Origin of the sequence: Curtobacterium sp. MCSS17_016 (assembly GCF_003234255.2) — a bacterium.
In the GTDB taxonomy this organism is placed as follows: domain Bacteria; phylum Actinomycetota; class Actinomycetes; order Actinomycetales; family Microbacteriaceae; genus Curtobacterium; species Curtobacterium flaccumfaciens.
Map to the genome: position 1 here is coordinate 2,358,661 of NZ_CP126254.1, position 17,465 is coordinate 2,376,125.

General features: G+C 71.0%; 15 protein-coding genes. 4 read left to right on the forward strand and 11 right to left on the reverse strand.

The features are described 5' to 3' along the window. Nucleotides 1-51 precede the first annotated feature (51 nt). The 4 genes from ftsX to DEJ19_RS11145 form a co-directional block, all read right to left on the reverse strand. A complete protein-coding gene (gene ftsX / locus DEJ19_RS11130) occupies nt 52-966 on the reverse strand; it encodes a permease-like cell division protein FtsX (RefSeq protein WP_027465852.1) in 915 nt (304 codons plus the stop codon). Beyond that, nucleotides 963-1,718: a cell division ATP-binding protein FtsE gene (gene ftsE / locus DEJ19_RS11135; protein ID WP_017888215.1), complete on the reverse strand. Its 756-nt coding sequence runs from the start codon at nt 1,716-1,718 to the stop codon at nt 963-965. The genes ftsX and ftsE overlap by 4 nt, the downstream gene beginning before the upstream one ends. Before the next feature lie 61 nt (nt 1,719-1,779). Continuing rightward, on the reverse strand, nt 1,780-2,889 hold the full coding sequence (prfB, locus tag DEJ19_RS11140; RefSeq protein WP_110863996.1) for a peptide chain release factor 2: 1,110 nt from the start codon (nt 2,887-2,889) through the stop codon (nt 1,780-1,782). 114 nt (nt 2,890-3,003) lie between these two features. Next, nucleotides 3,004-3,498: a GNAT family N-acetyltransferase gene (locus tag DEJ19_RS11145; protein ID WP_220035308.1), complete on the reverse strand. Its 495-nt coding sequence runs from the start codon at nt 3,496-3,498 to the stop codon at nt 3,004-3,006. Between the two features lie 151 nt (nt 3,499-3,649). Here DEJ19_RS11145 and DEJ19_RS11150 point away from each other — a divergent pair, with 151 nt between their 5' ends. After that, entirely contained in the window at nt 3,650-4,285 is a 636-nt protein-coding gene (locus tag DEJ19_RS11150) for a hypothetical protein (protein WP_111233044.1), read from the forward strand. On the opposite strand, the gene DEJ19_RS11155 is transcribed toward DEJ19_RS11150, so the two are convergent. The 5 genes from DEJ19_RS11155 to DEJ19_RS11175 all read right to left on the reverse strand — a co-directional run bounded on the left by DEJ19_RS11155 (nt 4,278) and on the right by DEJ19_RS11175 (nt 7,617). Further along, entirely contained in the window at nt 4,278-4,775 is a 498-nt protein-coding gene (locus DEJ19_RS11155; protein WP_111233045.1) for a hypothetical protein, read from the reverse strand. The genes DEJ19_RS11150 and DEJ19_RS11155 overlap by 8 nt on opposite strands. A gap of 57 nt (nt 4,776-4,832) precedes the next feature. Further along, nucleotides 4,833-5,405, reverse strand: coding sequence for a hypothetical protein (locus DEJ19_RS11160; RefSeq protein ID WP_258377381.1), 573 nt, complete (start codon nt 5,403-5,405; stop codon nt 4,833-4,835). Then, nucleotides 5,402-6,124 (reverse strand): hypothetical protein, encoded by a 723-nt coding sequence (locus DEJ19_RS11165; protein ID WP_111233046.1) that lies wholly within the window; start codon nt 6,122-6,124, stop codon nt 5,402-5,404. Before DEJ19_RS11165 ends, DEJ19_RS11160 begins: the two co-directional genes overlap by 4 nt. 113 nt (nt 6,125-6,237) lie before the next feature. Then, the gene (locus DEJ19_RS11170) at nt 6,238-6,420 is read right to left on the reverse strand and encodes a hypothetical protein (RefSeq protein WP_111233047.1); all 183 of its coding nucleotides are present in this window, start codon (nt 6,418-6,420) and stop codon (nt 6,238-6,240) included. A 15-nt stretch (nt 6,421-6,435) separates the two neighbouring features. Continuing rightward, nucleotides 6,436-7,617, reverse strand: a complete 1,182-nt coding sequence (locus DEJ19_RS11175) for a cysteine desulfurase family protein (RefSeq protein ID WP_111029170.1) — start codon at nt 7,615-7,617, stop codon at nt 6,436-6,438. Nucleotides 7,618-7,676: 59 nt separating this feature from the next. Between DEJ19_RS11175 and DEJ19_RS11180 the strand changes: the two genes are divergently transcribed. From DEJ19_RS11180 to glgB, 3 genes are all read left to right on the forward strand, one after another. Next, the gene (locus tag DEJ19_RS11180) at nt 7,677-9,776 is read left to right on the forward strand and encodes a glycogen debranching protein (protein WP_111233048.1); all 2,100 of its coding nucleotides are present in this window, start codon (nt 7,677-7,679) and stop codon (nt 9,774-9,776) included. Nucleotides 9,777-9,950: 174 nt separating this feature from the next. Continuing rightward, nucleotides 9,951-11,951: an alpha-1,4-glucan--maltose-1-phosphate maltosyltransferase gene (locus DEJ19_RS11185; RefSeq protein ID WP_181441508.1), complete on the forward strand. Its 2,001-nt coding sequence runs from the start codon at nt 9,951-9,953 to the stop codon at nt 11,949-11,951. Continuing rightward, nucleotides 11,948-14,500 carry a 1,4-alpha-glucan branching protein GlgB gene (glgB, locus tag DEJ19_RS11190; protein ID WP_111233049.1) on the forward strand — a complete coding sequence of 851 codons (2,553 nt, stop codon included), beginning with the start codon at nt 11,948-11,950 and terminating at the stop codon, nt 14,498-14,500. The genes DEJ19_RS11185 and glgB overlap by 4 nt, the downstream gene beginning before the upstream one ends. Before the next feature lie 211 nt (nt 14,501-14,711). Here glgB and DEJ19_RS11195 read toward each other — a convergent pair whose 3' ends face one another. Next, on the reverse strand, nt 14,712-15,722 hold the full coding sequence (locus DEJ19_RS11195) for a tetratricopeptide repeat protein (RefSeq protein WP_111233050.1): 1,011 nt from the start codon (nt 15,720-15,722) through the stop codon (nt 14,712-14,714). Further along, on the reverse strand, nt 15,719-17,461 hold the full coding sequence (locus tag DEJ19_RS11200; protein ID WP_111233051.1) for a DUF8094 domain-containing protein: 1,743 nt from the start codon (nt 17,459-17,461) through the stop codon (nt 15,719-15,721). Before DEJ19_RS11200 ends, DEJ19_RS11195 begins: the two co-directional genes overlap by 4 nt. Between the last annotated feature and the right edge of the window lie 4 nt (nt 17,462-17,465).

Consider the following 17,465-nt stretch of genomic DNA (forward strand, 5'->3'; position numbering starts at 1 on the left):
GCGGGCGGCGCACCTTCCCGGCGCGCCGCCCGCTCGCGGATGCTGTGTACGTCAGACCTTCAGGTACCGGCGGATGGCGATCGACGCCGACGCCGCGGCGAGGAGCACCCCGATCACGATCACCGCGGGGACCACGATGGCAGCGTCCCCCATGCCGATGAACGCCGTGCCGGTGAAGCGCTCCGCCAGGAAGTTCCGGACAAAGAACCAGACCACGGCGGTGATCGCGCCACCGGCCAGGACGGCTCCGATGGCAGCGGCGATCACCCCCTCGAGCACGAACGGTGTCTGGATGAACCGGTTCGACGCACCGACGAGCCGCATGATGCCGAGCTCTCGCCGTCGACTGAACGCCGACAGACGGATCGTCGTCGCGATGAGCAGCACCGCCGCCACGAGCATGAGCGCCGCGATGCCGATCGCCGTGTACGACGAGGCGTTGAGCAGGTTGAAGATCGGCTGCAGGTACCCGCGTTGATCGACGACGCTCTGCACGCCGGCGACCTTCGACAGGCTCTCGACCAGGACGTCTGCCTGCGACGGGTTCTTCAGGTTCACCCAGAAGGTCTCGTTCAGGTACTCCGGCTTGACGAACTCCGTCGCGGCCGAGTCCTTGAACTGCTCCTTGAACCGGGTGAAGGCCTGGTCCTGGTTCTCGTAGTAGGTCTTCTCGATGTACGGCTTGAGCGTCGACGAGTCGAGCTGCGCCTGGACCTGCTCGCGCTGGTCCGCGGTGGCCTTCGCGCCGGTGCAGTTGCCCGTGGTGTCGGTGTCGGTGCACAGGTAGACGGCGACCTGCGCCCGGTCGTACCAGTACCCCTTCATCTGGTTGATCTGCATCTGGAGCAGGATCGCCGTGCCGACGAAGGTCAGGGAGATGAAGGTCACGAGGACGACGGAGACGACCATCGACGCATTGCGCCGCAGGCCCGAGCCGACCTCGGACATGACGAGCCCGAGCCTCATCGGATGAGCCCCGGGATCGTCTGGATGCCGGTGGTGTTGGACACGGTGCCTCGCTGGATCGGGACGGCCTGGGTCTGGTAGCCGCCGGACTGTTCGTCGCGCAGGACGGTGCCGTTCGAGAGCTCGATGACCCGACGCTGCATCTGGTTCACGATGCTGGCGTCGTGCGTCGCCATCAGCACGGTGGTGCCTCCCTGGTTGATGCGTTCGAGGAGCGCCATGATGCCGGCGGACGTCGTGGGGTCCAGGTTTCCGGTGGGCTCGTCGGCCAGCAGGATCGCCGGCTTGTTCACGACGGCGCGGGCGATGGCCACACGCTGCTGCTCACCACCGGAGAGTTCGTGCGGCATGCGAGTGGCCTTGCCGGCGAGCCCGACGAGCTTCAGCACGTCGGTCACGGCCTCGCTGATGAAGCCCTTGCTCTTGCCGATGACCTGCAGCGAGAACGCGACGTTGTCGAACACGTTCTTGTTCGGGAGCAGACGGAAGTCCTGGAAGACCACGCCGAGGTTGCGGCGGAAGTACGGGACCTTCCGCGATGCCAGGGACCCGAGGCGCTGCCCGAGCACGTGGATCTGCCCGCTGGTGGGCTTCTCCTCCTTGAGCACGAGGCGCAGGAAGCTGGACTTGCCGGAACCGGACGCGCCCACGAGGAACACGAACTCGCCCTTGAGGATCTCGAGGGTGAGGTTGTCGAGCGCCGGACTCGGGTTGCCCGAGTAGACCTTGGTGACCTGGTCGAATTTGATCATGACCGGATCAGGGTAGGTCGCCCCGCTTGGAAAGCAAGCGAGGCGCGCGGCTCAGGAACCCCTACTCGGCAGCGGATTGCTTGCGCCAGCGGATGCCCGCGTTGATGAAGCCGTCCAGATCGCCGTCGAAAACGGCTGAGGGGTTGTTCACCTCGTGCTCCGTCCGGAGGTCCTTGACCATCTGGTACGGCGCCAGGACGTAGGAGCGGATCTGGTCGCCCCAGCTCGCCGTGATGTTGCCGGCGAGTTCCTTCTTCTTCGCGTTCTCCTCTTCCTTCTTCAGGAGGAGCAGGCGCGACTGCAGCACGCGCATGGCGGCCGCACGGTTCTGGATCTGCGACTTCTCGTTCTGCATCGAGACGACGGTGCCGGTCGGGATGTGCGTCAGGCGCACCGCGGAGTCGGTCGTGTTGACGGACTGGCCGCCGGGGCCCGACGAGCGGAACACGTCGACGCGGATGTCGTTCTCGGGGATGTCGATGACGGCGGTCTCCGGCATGAGCGGGATGACCTCGACCGCGGCGAAGGAGGTCTGGCGCTTGCCGGCGGCACCGAACGGCGACATCCGCACCAGGCGGTGGGTGCCGGCCTCGACCGACAGTGTGCCGAACGCGTGCGGGGCGTCGATCTCGAACGTCGCGGACTTGATGCCCGCTTCTTCGGCGTACGAGGTGTCCATCACGGTGGTCTTGTAGTTGTGCTGCTCGGCGTACCGGAGGTACATGCGGAGGAGCATCTCGGCGAAGTCCGCCGCGTCGACGCCACCCGCACCGGCGCGGATCGTGATGACCGCCGGACGGTCGTCGTACTCGCCGTCGAGGAGCGTCTGCACCTCGAAGTCGCCGATCATCTTCTGGATCGCCTTGAGCTCGGCGAGGGCTTCGTCGGCGGACTCCTGGTCGTCGCCCTCGTTCGCCATCTCGACCAGCACCTCGAGGTCGTCGATGCGCTGCTCGGTGTCGGTGATCTTCTTCAGCTCCGACTGGCGGTGCGAGAGCGCGCTCGTCACCTGCTGCGCGTGGTCGACGTCGTCCCAGAGGTCCTGGGCCCCGGCCTGCTCGCTGAGGTCGGCGATCTCACGCTGCAGGCGGTCGACGTCGACCACCGAGCGGATGTTGCCGAAGGTCTCGCGAAGGGCGGAGAGCTGCTCGGTGAAGTCCAGTTCGACCATGGTCATCGATCCTACCGGCGCGAGTCCGACTCGGCCGACCGGGAGGCCCGGTGCGGGTCCGCCTCGCTGGTCGCGGCCGTCCTCCGAACGCCTCGCACCCCCGCCCCGGCCCCGTCATCCGGGCCTCCGGTGCGATCTGGCGATCGCGTACCGTCGCAGCCGCACGCCACCGCGGCGCTCGGTCGACAGCAGGACGGCGTCGTAGTGCTCCAGCACCCCGATGGAGCCGTCGTTGTCGTCATGGCAGACGGCGATCACCGGGTCGATCCCGACGCGCGACGCGTGCGCGAGCACCTGGCCCAGCGCCCAGGTCGCCACGCCTCGGCCCCTCGCCGACGGGCGGATCCCGTACCCGACGTGGCCGAACCGCTGCACGCCGGCCGCGTCTCCCGGCGCCCGGAGTGCGATCCCGCCCAGGACGCGGCCGTCCTCGACGATCCACCAGAGGGCCCCGGGTCTGGCGTGCAGTCGGCCGACCCAGGTGCGGAACCCGTCCTCGTCGCCGACGTCGTCGTGCGCGGTGATCCCGAAACCGTCCTCGTGCACACCCGGCCCCCACTCGGCATGCGCTTCGACCCACGCCTCGTACAACGCCGTCTGCGGTCTCACCAACTCGAGCATGTCCAAGTATCACAACGAAGCGGGTCGGTGGCGATCCCCTCCTGCGGATCCGACGCCAGTCGCTTCCGGGGTCGCGCGCGCGACCCGCACCGACCGTGACCCGTAGAGTCGAGAGACTCTCGACGTCAGGACCCGAACGATGACCAGCCCCGCAACCGACCCAGCCGGAGCCGAGCGTTGGGCAGCCGCCGCCCGGCTCGCCGACGGCCAGAGTGACGACGGGCTCCGCCGTCGCCGGACGCGCGTCTTCGTGTGGGCGGGGGCACTCGTCCTGGTGTCGTGGGCGGTCGGGGTGGTCCTGGCACTGGTGCTGGTGCCGGCCACCGGGAGCAACCACGCGAGTGGCCGCGATGGCGTGCAGCTGCTCGTCCAGCTCCTGCTGTTGCTGCTCGGGCTGGTCGTCGGCATCGTCGGTTTCGTGTGGGCCTTCCGCTCCGGTCACTACGTCACTCGCTGGCGATCGGTGAGCAGCCCGCTCTCCCGCGCGGAGCAGCGGTCGGTGCGGCGTCAGATCGCCGGCAAGGAGCCGATCGACGACGAGCACGCGGACATCGTCGTCGCGGTGGCCGTGCAGAACCGTCGAGCCACGCTCGGGATCCTGCCGATCGTCGGCGCCGTGATGCTGTTCGCCGCCTCGACGGCGGTGAGCACGGACAGTCTGCCCATCAAGCTGATCGAGCTCGTCGCGTCGTTCGCGGTGGTGCTCGGGCTCGTGCAACTGGCCGTGCAGTACCGACGAGCCGGGCGGTTCCTCTCGGAGCGCCCCGTCAGCTGACGTCGTCCGGCTGGCCGTCCGCACCGCTCGACCGTCGGCGGCGTCGGCTCCTCAGGACCAGCAGGAGACCGACCAAGGACGCGACGCTCCCGAGGAACACCCCCGCACCGACCCACGTCGTGACGGACGTGCCGTGCCCGAAGAGCGCGTTGATGAGCATGCCGAGTCCGACGGCCACGCCGGTGAGCAACACCGCGCAGGTCGGTTCGAGCCACGGAGGCGACAGGAGCGACCGTCGGTCGACCGGGAGGCCGCGGTCCAGCCGAGCACGCGCAGCTCGCTCGCGGTCCTGGATCGCGATCCCGATCATCGGCCCCCAGAACGCCACCGTGGCCTGGCTGCCGCCGGGATCGACCACGATCAGGATCGCCATCGTCGCAACCGCACCGCCGAGGTACCACCAGGGGAAGACCCGACGGATCGGGACGGCCCAGCGGCTTTCCCGCCGGGTGCCGTTCCGCGGGTGGTGCTCACCGCTGGTCGTGGCCATGGTCAGCGCTCCCGGCGCAGGTCGGCGCTGCCCTGCGGTTTCGGAGAGGTCACGAGCTCAGGCTACTGGCGGACGTCCGTCCACCTCGCCGCTCCCGGTGAGCACGTCCGAAGTACCGTCACCTGCTCGAGACCGCGCAACCGCCAGTGCCTGCTCAGCCGACGCGAGGAGCACCGGATCACTGGCCCGTCTGAGCGCGACGGCGAGTGTGAAGTCCTCGACGGCACGGTCGACGCTCCCGGCTGCGAGGAGCGCCTTGCCCCGGTGTTGCCGCATCGTGGCCTCGCGAGTCGTACCGATGCACTCGGCGACGAGGAGGTCGTACTCGCGCACAGCGGTGCGGGTGTCGCCGAGGTCACGGTGGCAGTCGGCCCGCAGTGCTCGGACACGCTGCGTCGAGGCGACCCGTTCGAGACGACGAAGCGCATCGCCCGCCTTGCCGGTCCACAGCAACTCGATCTCCTCACGGAGTGGGTCGTCGGCCGATCCTGCGCGGAACGCAGCGAGGTCGGTGATCACCGGACGGAGATCGGCGGACCGGATTCGCCAACCGGGGCCACCCTCGACGTCGATCGTGGTGGCCGTCCCCCGGGTGTGCGGCGTTCGAGGTTCCGGGATGCACGCCGTCACGGTCGTCCCTTGCGGAACGGAAACCGGAACGACCGTCGCCGAACCGCCACGGGCCGAAGCCCTTCTGCCAATCGCGTCAGCTCCACACGCAGGTCCGCATCAACGGTCGGCACCCCGACACCCGGGTGCCGAGGGAACGGGTTGCCCTCGATCCCGAGCACGGTCAGTGCGGCGTGGGCGTGCCCGGATGCCGATTCCGGGTCTCCGAGCCGGCTCGCGACGCGGGCGCGCGCAGTCAGGTACCGGACGACGCGGTCGCGGAAGAACGCCGTCCTCCGGATCGAGTCCTCGGCGCCGGCGAGCAGTGCGTCCGCCTCGGCGAGCGACGAGGGATCGCCGAGCTGCAGGAGCACCTCGGCCAGGAGGACCTCCGACATGCCGGTGGTGAACGAGTCGGAGCTGCACTCGGCGATGCGCCGGAGGACGCTCCAGTACTCGTCAGCGGCGTCACGCAGACGTCCCGACAACGCCAGCGACATCGCGAGCACCTCCCCGCCGTCGTTCACGCGCGCCTGCGACCCGCCGACGGCCTCGATCTCCGCCATGAACCGGACGAGCAGCCCCCGACCGACCTCGCGGACGCCCTCGTCTGCGGCGCCCTGCAGGGCGAGGGTCACCCCCTGGATGCGGATGTACTCGAGCCTGGACGATCTCGCACGTGCGAGCTTCGCTTCGAACGCCGCAGCGATCTCGTCGTCCCACTCGGTCGAGCGGTACAAGTTGTCGTCCCGCGGCGGTCGGACTCGCGCTGGACGGCGGACGTCCCCTGCGTCGTGTACGTCGTCCGGCCTCGGCACCACGAGCAGCAGTATGCCCTGGAAGGGGACCGGCGTCAGCGTCGCAGCCGAGATCGCCGGTGTCCCACCCAAGCACTGACCAGGACGACGACCGCGCAGATGAAGGTGACGAACCCGAAGGGCCGGGATCCCGGGTGGGTGAACAGCGCGACCGAGACCCCGAAGAACACGATGCCGAGCAGGGCGAAGACGACCCACTCGGCGGACGATCGAAGCATGCCCGGAGTCAACCACTACCGCCCGAGCAGCGGCTCCCGCGACGCCATCCCAGCTGCACCGGCCCGAGCGACCGCATCGGGCAGCGCCGTCAGGAACGCGTCGACGTCGGCATCGGTCGTCGTGTGGCCGAGCGTGATCCGGAGCGCACCACGGGCGTCCTGCTCCGACAGTCCCATCGCGAGCAGCACGTGCGACGCCTCGGGCACGCCGGCCTGGCACGCCGACCCGGTCGACACCGCGACCCCGGCGGCGTCGAGCAGGAACAGGAGCGAATCGCCCTCGCACCCGGGGAACGTGAAGTGGGCGTTGCCCGGCAGCCGGTCGACCGGGTCCCCCATCAGCACCGCAGACGGCACGGCCGCACGGACCCCGGCGACCAGGCGGTCCCGCAGGGCGACGAGCGACGGGTGCGGCATCGGCTCGGCGACGACCGCGCTGGCCGCGACGCCGAAGGCCGCAGCCGCCGGGGCGTCCTGCGTGCCGCTCCGCACCTGCCGCTGCTGCCCCCCGCCGTGGATGAGGGGTTCGACGGTGGCCTTCCGTCCGAGCACGAGTGCACCGATGCCGACGGGCCCGCCGATCTTGTGCGCGGAGACGCTGAGGGCGTCGAGGCCGGACCCGGCGAACGACACCGGCACCTGCCCGTAGGCGGCGACCGCGTCGCTGTGCACCGGCACGCCTGCGGCGTGCGCGAGCTCGACGATCCGTGACACGGGCTGGATGGTGCCCACCTCGTTGTTCGCCCACAGGAACGTGACCAGGGCGACGTCCGAGGCGTCGGCGAGCCGCGCCTCCAGTCCGGCGAGGTCGACGCGACCCTGCGCGTCCAACGGGACCACGTCGATGACGGCGCCCTCGTGCGTCTCCAGCCAGGTCAGGGTGTCGACGGTGGCGTGGTGCTCGCCGCCCGGGACGACGATGCGGGGCCGCTGGCGGTCGCGCTGGCGAGCCCAGAACAGGCCCTTCACGGCGAGGTTGATGCTCTCGGTGCCGCCGGAGGTGAACACGACCTCCACCGGGTCGGCGTCGAGCGAGCGGGCGACGGCGGCGCGGCCGTCCTCGAGCAGCATCTTGGCGCGCTGACCGGCGCTGTGGATGGACGACGGGTTGCCGACGGTGCCCAGGGCATCGGTGAAGGCGGCGAGCGCCTCCGGCAGGATCGGCGTCGTCGCGGCGTGGTCGAGGTAGACCGACAAATGCACCCCCTGGATCGAGCAGTGTCCAGGATACGCGCCGGTCCTCGTACCCTTGTCGCGTGCACGAGACAGCGATCGACCTGACGCCGGGGTTCTCCCTGGGCGGGACCGTCCCCCGGTTCACCCTGCGGTCCGCGACGGCGACGGACGTCGTCCTGGTCGTGGCGAGCGCGGGGAGCGCCGACGGAGCCGACCCCTCCGACGTGCGGCCGACGCGCTACCCGCTCGAGCGCGTGCCGGACACGGACGTGTGGACCGGCGAGGTCCCCGGGGTCGTGCCCGGCGACCGCTACCACCTGCTCGTGGACGGGCCGGTCGGGCCGCGGCACGAGTTCGACCCGACGCGTCCGCTGCTCGACCCGTACGCGCGGGGCATCCTGCCGACCGGCGACGACGAGGCGTCCGGCCCCCGCTGGACCAGCGTGGTCGTCGACGACGCGTTCGACTGGGGCGGCGTCGTGAAGCCGCAGGTCCCGCTCGACCGTGCCGTCGTCTACGAGGCGAACGTCCGCACCCTGACGGCCGCGAACCCGCACCTGCCGGAGCACCTGCGCGGCACGTACGCCGGGGTCGCCCACGAGAGCACGATCGCGCACCTGCACCGCATCGGCGTCACCACGCTCGAGCTGCTGCCCGTGCAGGCGTTCGACACCGAGCGGTGGCTCCGCGACGCCGGCCGGCAGAACGCCTGGGGCTACAACACACTCGGGTTCTTCGCCCCGCACGCCGCGCACGCCTCGGCACCGGCGCAGCAGGAGGGCGCCGACGCCGTCCTGCGCGAGTTCAAGGGCATGGTCCGGCTGCTGCACGAGGCCGGCATCCAGGTCGTCCTCGACGTCGTCTACAACCACACCGCGGAAGAGGGCCTGGGTGGTCCGACGACGAGCCTGCGTGGCATCGACGGTGCGAACCGCTACCGCTGGGCGCAGACCGACCCACCGCGTCGGGACACCTACTACGACACCACCGGGTGCGGGAACACGCTCGACACCTCGGTCGAGGCGACGGCGGACCTCATCGTCGACAGCCTGGTGTACTGGGCGCGCGAGGTGCAGGTCGACGGGTTCCGCTTCGACCTGATGGCCGCCCTGGCCCGCGACGGCGAGCACCGGTTCGACCCGTCGCACCCGCTGCTCGAGCGCATCCGGAACCACCCCGACCTGCAGGACACCCTGGTGATCGCCGAGCCGTGGGACGTCGGCCCGGACGGCTGGAAGACCGGGGAGTTCGGCGCGGCCGGGCACCGCACGAGCGAGTGGAACGACGGGTTCCGCAACACGGTCCGCCAGTTCTGGCTCACCGACATCGCCGAGGAGCGCCGCACCGGCCTGCCGCAGACCGGGATCGGTGCGCTCGCCGGAGCCCTGACCGGGTCGCGTCACGTCTTCGGCGCCGATCGCGGCCCGCTGGCGAGCGTCAACTTCGTCACCGCGCACGACGGCTTCACCCTGCTCGACCTGGTGTCGTACGACGGCAAGCACAACGAGGCCAACGGCGAGGACAACCGCGACGGCTCGAACGACAACCGCTCGTTCAACCACGGCATCGAGGGTGACACCGCCGACCGCGGGGTCCGCGCCGCGCGCGGCCGGTCGATGCGCAACCTGGTGGCGACCCTGATGCTCTCCGCCGGGGTGCCGATGCTCACCGCCGGCGACGAGCGAAGCCGCACGCAGCACGGCAACAACAACGCCTACGTGGTGTCCGACGACCTGACCCCGGTGGACTGGTCCGACGACGAGGACGCCGAGACGATGACCGAGGCCGTCGCCGCGCTGGCCCGGTTCCGGCAGGCGCACCCGTCGCTCCGCCCCACCCGCTTCGGCGTCGAGGGGCAGGAGACCCCCGGGGCCTCGCGGATGTCCTGGTACGGGCCGGACGGGCACCCGATGACGATCGAGGGCTGGGACCAGCCCGTGCACCGCGCCCTGCAGTACTTCGTCGAGTCGACGCCGGAGCACGAGCCCTTCGACCGCGTACTGGTGGTCGTGCACGGCAGCGGCCGCACCCGCGACCTGACCCTGCCGGTGCGCGAGGACGTCCTCGGGTACCGCCTGGCCTGGTCGAGCGAGAAGCACCGCGACCACGAGCGCCTCCGTCCCGCCGGGCAGGTCTTCACCGCCTACGGCCCCGGCATCCACCTGTTCGAGGTGGCGTAGCGCCGAGCAGGCGGGTGCGGCCCGGCGTCGTGACCGGGTGGCGGACGGGAGGCCCGTGGCGGCCCCGCCGCGGGCCTCCCGTCCGGTCCTCAACAGGCTCCACGGCGCGCCCGGCCCTCCACAGCGGGCCGATTCCGGGGAACGCGGAGCCGCTCGCCGGGTAGCGTCGCTTCCGTGGCCACCGCAGACCGACCCCGCCGCCCGAAGATCGGGCGCATCCCGATCACCGAGCTCGCCCCGAGGACGCCGAACGGCTTCCCCGGCAAGGCATTCGACGGCGAGGTGATCACGTTCGGTGCAACCGTCTTCCGAGAAGGACACGGCATCATCGGCGCCGACCTCGTCCTCGAACGCCCAGACGGTGGAACCCGCACCGTCCCCATGACCCTCGGTGCCCCCGGCACCGACCGCTACGAAGCCACCGTGCAGGTCGACCACGTCGGCGTCTGGACCTGGCACGTCGAGTCGTACTCCGACGACTGGGCGAGCTGGCTGCACGGCGCACGCCTGAAGATCGCGGCCGGCGTCGACACCGAGGCGACCCTGCTCGACGGTGCCGTGCTGCTCGACCGGCTGGCCGAGGAGACCGACTCCCCCGCCGCCACCCGTGCCGCCGCACGCGTCCGCGACACCGACCTCGACCCGGCCGAGCGCCTGGCCGCCGTCGACGACCCGCGGATCGTCGCCGAGGTCGAGGAAGCCCCGCTCACCTCGCTTCGGACCCACTCCGCCACCCAGCTGCTCGACGTCGAACGCACCCGCGCCGGCGTCGGCGCCTGGTACGAGTTCTTCCCCCGCTCCGAAGGCGCGAAGAAGAACCCGGACGGCTCCTGGAAGAGCGGCGACTTCCGCACCGCGGCCCGCCGGCTGCCCGCCGTCGCCCGGATGGGCTTCGACGTCATCTACCTGCCGCCGATCCACCCCATCGGCACCACCGCCCGCAAGGGGCCGAACAACACGCTCACGCCCGGGCCGAACGACCCCGGCAGCCCCTGGGCGATCGGCTCCCCCGAGGGCGGGCACGACGCGATCCACCCCGACCTCGGCACCGAGGACGACTTCCGCGACTTCGTCGAGACGGCGAAGAACACCGGCATGGAGGTCGCGCTCGACTTCGCGCTGCAGTGCTCCCCCGACCACCCCTGGGTCACCCAGCACCCGGAGTGGTTCACGCAGCGTGCCGATGGCTCCATCGCGACCGCCGAGAACCCGCCGAAGCGCTACCAGGACATCTACCCGATCCAGTTCGACACCGACCCCGAGGGCCTGGTCACCGAGGTCGAGCGTGTCCTGCGGCACTGGATCGCCTTCGGCATCCGCATCTTCCGCGTCGACAACCCGCACACGAAGCCGCTCTGGTTCTGGGAACGCGTCATCCGTGAGATCCGCGACGAGCACCCCGACACCGTGTTCCTCGCCGAGGCGTTCACGCGCCCGGCGATGATGCGCGCGCTCGCCGAGGCCGGGTTCCAGCAGTCGTACTCGTACTTCACCTGGCGCAACACGAAGGACGAGATCGAGGACTACTTCACGGAGCTCTCGCACGAGACGAGCGACTACCTGCGTCCGAACCTCTTCGTCAACACGCCCGACATCCTCACCGAGTACCTGCAGTTCGGCGGCCGTGCCGGCTACAAGGTGCGCGCGGCACTCGCCGCCACCGGTGCGCCGACGTGGGGCATGTACGCCGGGTACGAGCTGTTCGAGGACGTCGCCCGTCCGGGCTCGGAAGAGAACATCGACAACGAGAAGTACGAGTACAAGCCGCGCGACTTCGCCCTGGCCGAGGCCGAGGGTGCGTCGCTCGCGCCGTACGTGACGATGCTCAACCGCCTCCGGGCGGCGCACCCCGCGCTGCGACAGCTGCGGAACCTGCAGGTGCACGCCGCCGACGACCCGGCGATCGTCGTCTACTCGAAGCACCTGTCGGGCGACTACATCCGGTCAGGGCGCCCCGACACCGTGATCGTGGTCGCCAACGTCGACCCGCACTCCGCCCGTGAGACCACCGTGCACCTGGACCTCGCCGCACTCGGTCTGCCGACCGAGGGCCTGTTCGACGTCCGTGACGTCGTGACCGGTCAGCGCTGGACCTGGGGCGCGTCGAACTACGTCCGCCTGGACGCGTTCCAGGAGCCCGTGCACCTGCTCGTCGTGGAAGGACCCCACCGATGACCCCCGAACCGACCGACCCCACGAAGCGCGGACCGGCCGTCCCGCCGGTGCCGCCTCCGCCGCCGGCCGTGCCGCGGTACGAGCCGAAGGTGTCCGCGCCCGACGAGGACCTGCCCGGCGCTCCGCCGGCGCAGCGCGAGGCGCCCGACCGCGGCGTGGCGGAGTCCGCCACGCTCGCCGGGCACCCCGCCGACCCGACGCACCCGCGGCAGCCGTCCGTGGCTGCCGCGGCATCGTCGGACGCCCCGACGGCCCCGACCGGCGGCGCTGCGCCCGTGGTCCGCCCGGCCTCCGTCGACGCGCCCGTCGCCCCCAGCGCCGCTGCTCCGGCGCCGACTGCTGCCTCGGCTCCGGCCGCCACCGGTGCGGCCACGGATCCGCGGCCGGCTCCGATCGAGGACTGGCTGCGTCTGCAGGTGGCCGAGGGCCGCTGGTCCCAGCCGCACGACGTGCTCGGCCCGCACCCGGTCGACGGCGGCACCAGCGTCCGCGTCGTCCGGCACCTGGCCCGCGCGGTGCGCCTCGTGCGCCCCGACGGCGACGACATCGAACTCACGCACGAGGGCGACGGGCTCTGGGCCGGTGCCACTGCCGAGAACCTCGGTCGCTACCGCGTCGAGTCGGAGTACGACTACGACGAGTCCACGGACGAGGACGACGCCACCTGGACCACCGACGACGCATACCGGTTCGCCCCGACGCTCGGCGAGCTCGACCTGCACCTGTTCGGCGAGGGCCGTGACGAGCAGCTCTGGCACCACCTCGGCGCACACGCCCGCACGGTCGACGGTGTCGACGGTGTCGCGTTCGCCGTCTGGGCACCCCGGGCCACCGCCGTCCGCGTGATCGGCGACTTCGAGGGCTGGGAAGGCCGCACCACCGCGATGCGCCGTCTGAGCGACCTCGGCGTCTGGGAGCTGTTCTGGCCCGGCGCCGTCGTCGGGCAGCGCTACAAGTTCCAGATCCTCACCGACTCCGGCTGGGTGGAGCGGGCCGACCCGTTCGCCCGCGAGGCCGAGATCGCGCCCGCGACGGCCTCCGTCGTCACCGAGTCCACGTACACGTGGTCCGAGGGCGACGCCGCGTGGATGGAGCGCCGCGCACAGACCACCACGCACGACGCCCCGATGAGCGTCTACGAGGTGCACCTCGGCTCGTGGCGCCCCGGCCTGTCGTACCGCGAGGTCGCCGACCAGCTCATCGGGCACATGGAGTACACCGGCTTCACCCACGTGGAGTTCCTGCCGCTCGCCGAGCACCCGTTCGGCGGCTCGTGGGGCTACCAGGTCACCGGGTACTACGCGCCGACCGCACGCTTCGGTTCGCCGGACGACCTGCGCTACCTGATCGACCGCCTGCACTCCGCCGGCATCGGCGTGATCATGGACTGGGTCCCCGGGCACTTCCCGAAGGACGAGTGGGCCCTCGGCCGCTTCGACGGCTACGCGCTGTTCGAGCACCCGGACCCCCGCCGCGGCGAGCAGCTCGACTGGGGCACCTACGTGTTCGACTTCGGGCAGCCGCAGGTGCGCAACTTCCTGGTCGCGAACGCGCTGTACTGGTTCGAGGAGTTCCACATCGACGGCCTGCGGGTCGACGCGGTGGCTTCGATGCTGTACCTCGACTACTCCCGCACCGACTGGCTGCCGAACATCCACGGCGGCCGCGAGAACCTCGACGCGATCTCGTTCCTGCAGGAGACGAACGCGACGGCGTACAAGCGCTACCCCGGCATCGTGATGATCGCTGAGGAGAGCACCTCGTGGCCGGGCGTGACCCAGCCGACGAGCGCTGGCGGACTCGGCTTCGGGCAGAAGTGGAACATGGGGTGGATGCACGACTCGCTCGAGTACGTGCAGCGCGACCCCGCGTACCGCAGCTACCACCACGACGAGATCACGTTCTCGTTCGTCTACGCGTTCAGCGAGCAGTTCACCCTGCCGATCAGCCACGACGAGGTCGTGCACGGCAAGGGCTCCCTGTACGGCAAGATGCCCGGCGACGAGTGGCAGAAGCTCGCCAACGTGCGTGCGTACCTGGCGTTCATGTGGGCGCACCCCGGCAAGCAGCTGCTCTTCATGGGCCAGGAGTTCGCGCAGCCCGCCGAGTGGTCCGAGGCGAAGGGCCTCGACTGGTGGCTCCTCGACCAGCCCGGCCACCGCGGTGTGCAGGACCTCGTCGCGGAGCTCAACCGCGTGTACAAGGACTCCCCTGCGCTCTGGACGCACGACTCGACGGCCGACGGCTTCGAGTGGCTCGAGGGTGGCGACGCAGCGCACTCGACCCTCGGGTTCCTGCGGAAGGACGGCGACGACCGGGTCGCAGTGTTCGTGAACTTCTCCGGCGTGCCGGTGGAGCGTCGCTTCGGGCTGCCGACCGCCGGCGAGTGGCACGAGGTGCTCAACACCGATGCTGCCGAGTACGGCGGCTCCGGAGTCGGCAACCTCGGCGTCGTCACCGCAGAGGACACCCCGTGGGCGGGCCGCCCCGCCTCGGCGCACCTCGTGGTGCCGCCGCTCGGTGCCGTCTGGCTGAAGCTGGCCCAGTAGCCCGGCCAGCGTCCGCGACGCGACCGACAGACAGACGGGAGGCCCGGTGCCAGCTGGCACCGGGCCTCCCGTCTGTCTCGTCCCGGGCGAGCGGTTGTGCTCGGGACGCCGTCGTGTCCTCGAGACGCCCCCGAGACGCCGAGACGCCGCCGGATTCGGCGGCGTCTCGGTGTGACGACGGCGTCTTCTTCGCCGTCCGGACCCCGCGGGTCTAGTACAGCGCGTTCGCCAGGCGGCGACGCGCCGCGACGACGCGCGGGTCCTCGCTGCCGATGAGCTCGAAGTACTCGACGAGCCGGACGCGCAGGGCCTCACGGTCGTCGCCGAACACCGTCGGCACCAGGTCGAGCAGTCGCCCGAAGGCGTCGTCGACGTGCCCACCGGAGATGTCGAGGTCGGCGACCGCGAGCTGCGCCTGGACGTCCTGGGGGCCCGCTGCTGCTGCCGCACGGATCTCGTCGGCCGTCCGGCCGTTCAGCCGGTCGAGCAGCGACACCTGTGCGAGCCCGGCCACGGCCATCTGGTCGTGCGGGTCCTGCAGGATCGCGGTCTTGTACTCCTCGATCGCGGTGGCGTAGTCGCCCTGCTCGATCGCGTCGTACGCGGCCTGGTGGTGCGGCGGGAGCGGCTCCGGCTCCGGTTCGCCCTGCTCAGCGTCGACCTCGGTCGCAGCGCCGGCGACGGTCACGCGACCGGCCACGCCGTTCTGCTCGGCGGCCTGGAGCACCTGCTCGTAGACGTCGCGGACCTGCGCCTCGGGCAGTGCCCCGACGAAGAGCCCGAGCGGGCGTCCGCCGATGACGGCGGCCACGGTCGGGATCGACTGCGCCTGGAACGCCTGCACGAGCTGCGGGTTCGTGTCGGCGTCCACCTTGGCGAGCACCACGCGGCCGTCGTACTCCGCGGTGAGCTGCTCGAGGATCGGCGAGAGCTGCTTGCACGGCCCGCACCACTCGGCCCAGATGTCCACGATGACCGGGACGACGTTCGACAGCTCCAGGACGTCCTGGAAGGTCGCGTCGGTGACGTCGATCACGAGCGACGGGACGGTCAGGTCGGCACCGTTCACGGCGCCGACCTCGGCGCCGGGAACGGCTCCGCCGGTGGAACCCGCCGGGGCCGGAGCACCGGACGGCTGGGGCGGCCGCTGTGCACGGTCGACGAGGGACGACAGGTCCACGGCTCCGCGGAGCCCGGACGGGGTCGGGGGGATGTTGCTCATTGCACCTCACTCGCTGCGGTCAGGCCCTGTGTGAACCCGAGCAGGACCACTTTGCCATCCGAGGCGACCGGCGGCACGTAGAAGAGCAGCTGGACGCTGTAGGTCGCGCTGATGCCCTTCTTGCTCGTGTCCACGCCGGACAGTGCCTTGACGGCACCCTCGGTGTTCACCTCGGCACCCGAGGCGGTCGGGGTCACCTTCTCGATCTCGTCCAGGTCCGCGGAGACCAGGGCGCCGGCGTCGTCGGTCGCGATCGCGACGGCGGAGTCGGCGGGCACCTCGGACGAGTACTCGATCTTCGCCGTGTCCGGCAGGGCCTTGGCCTTCTTGTCCTTGTACGCCTTGCCGATGGTGGTGCGGAGCGCATCGCCCTCGGTCGCGAACAGGTCGGCGTACTCGCTGGCGGTGTCCTTCGACAGGATGTCGCCGTAGGCGGTCGCGACCTGGTCGGGCTGGATCGTCAGGAGCTTCGACTCCGGCGCGAGCAGTGCGGCACCGATCGTCGTCGGGGCGAGGCTCGGGATCTTCGCGTCGGCCTCGAGCGAGACGTCGTACGCCACCTTGTAGGGATCGCGGGCGGTGTCCTGCACCAGGGTCAGGGCCTGCGGCGCGGACTTGGCGTCACAGTCCTCGGCGACGATCGTGAAGACCGTTCGGGGCCAGGTGTCGGTCTGCTGCGGCAGCGCGACGCACACCTGCGCGGCCGAGATCGCCGGCGGTGCCTTGACGTCCGAGTCCTTGCCGCGGATCGAGTAGTTCGCCAGACGGAGGTCGAGCGCCGCTCCGGAGAACCGGGTCCGGACCAGGTCGCGGTCGCGCGCCCCGTCGGCCTGCTCGGCGACGGCGGCGGTGCGCTGCACGATGCGGGTGATCTGCTGCTTGGTCGCAGCCGTCGGCTCGGTCGTCTCCGCAGCCCCCGTGGCGGTGGCCGTCGGGGTCGGCGTGGCGAGCGACGGGTCGCCGCCCTGCGGCCAGTAGTCCGAGGAACAGCCGGCCAGGGTCAGGGCGCCGACGAGCAGCACCGGGACGCCGATGAGCGCGCGCGTGCCGCGACGACCGCGGCGCGGCACCTGCGCTCCGGCGGCGGCGGCTCGACGGGACGCACGCACCCGCGGCGGGCGGCTGCCACCATTGCGACGGCGGGGACCGCGGCCACGGCGCTGGTGCAGGAAGGCGAGGACGAGCAACACGAGACCTCCGAGGACGAACACGCCGCCGGCCACGAGCAGCGGACCGACCGCCGGCGTCGCGGTGTCCTGCGGCCAGGTGACGGACACGTCGCTCGGTGCTGCGGCCTTGCCGTCGCTCACGACGAGGACCGAGACGTCCTGCGGCAGGCGGACGGTGAACTGCCCGGCACCGTCGTACTCCTGGTACCAGAGGTCACTGCCCTTCGGCGAGGGGACGCTGGTCTCGCTGCCCGAGGTCGACCCGACCAGCGACCCCTTCTCGGCGTCGAAGCGGAGCGTGGTGTGCTCGGCGTCACCGATCCAGGCGTCGACGTCGGCGGTCTTGCCGTAGGCCGCGAAGACCTTGCCGGAGCCGGACACGTTGATGCGCTGGTAGCCGGGGTTGGCGTTGAGCGTCGTCCCCGGGATCACGGTCACCGGGGCGGAACTGGTCGTCGAGCTCTCGGCCACGAGCGAGGACGGCGGCGCGAACACGGTCCGCTGTCCCACCGCCAGCGCCACGAGCAGCAGACCGATGACGAAACTGACGATCGCCAGGACGAATCGCACGAAC

Coding starts and splice junctions, on each gene's coding strand:
- ftsX (WP_027465852.1), bottom strand. CDS start 966: ATGAGGCTCGGGCTCGTCATGTCCGAGGTCGGCTCGGGCCTGCGGCGC.
- ftsE (WP_017888215.1), bottom strand. CDS start 1,718: ATGATCAAATTCGACCAGGTCACCAAGGTCTACTCGGGCAACCCGAGT.
- prfB (WP_110863996.1), bottom strand. CDS start 2,889: ATGGTCGAACTGGACTTCACCGAGCAGCTCTCCGCCCTTCGCGAGACC.
- DEJ19_RS11150 (WP_111233044.1), top strand. CDS start 3,650: ATGACCAGCCCCGCAACCGACCCAGCCGGAGCCGAGCGTTGGGCAGCC.
- DEJ19_RS11155 (WP_111233045.1), bottom strand. CDS start 4,775: ATGGCCACGACCAGCGGTGAGCACCACCCGCGGAACGGCACCCGGCGG.
- DEJ19_RS11170 (WP_111233047.1), bottom strand. CDS start 6,420: ATGCTTCGATCGTCCGCCGAGTGGGTCGTCTTCGCCCTGCTCGGCATC.
- glgB (WP_111233049.1), top strand. CDS start 11,948: ATGACCCCCGAACCGACCGACCCCACGAAGCGCGGACCGGCCGTCCCG.
- DEJ19_RS11195 (WP_111233050.1), bottom strand. CDS start 15,722: ATGAGCAACATCCCCCCGACCCCGTCCGGGCTCCGCGGAGCCGTGGAC.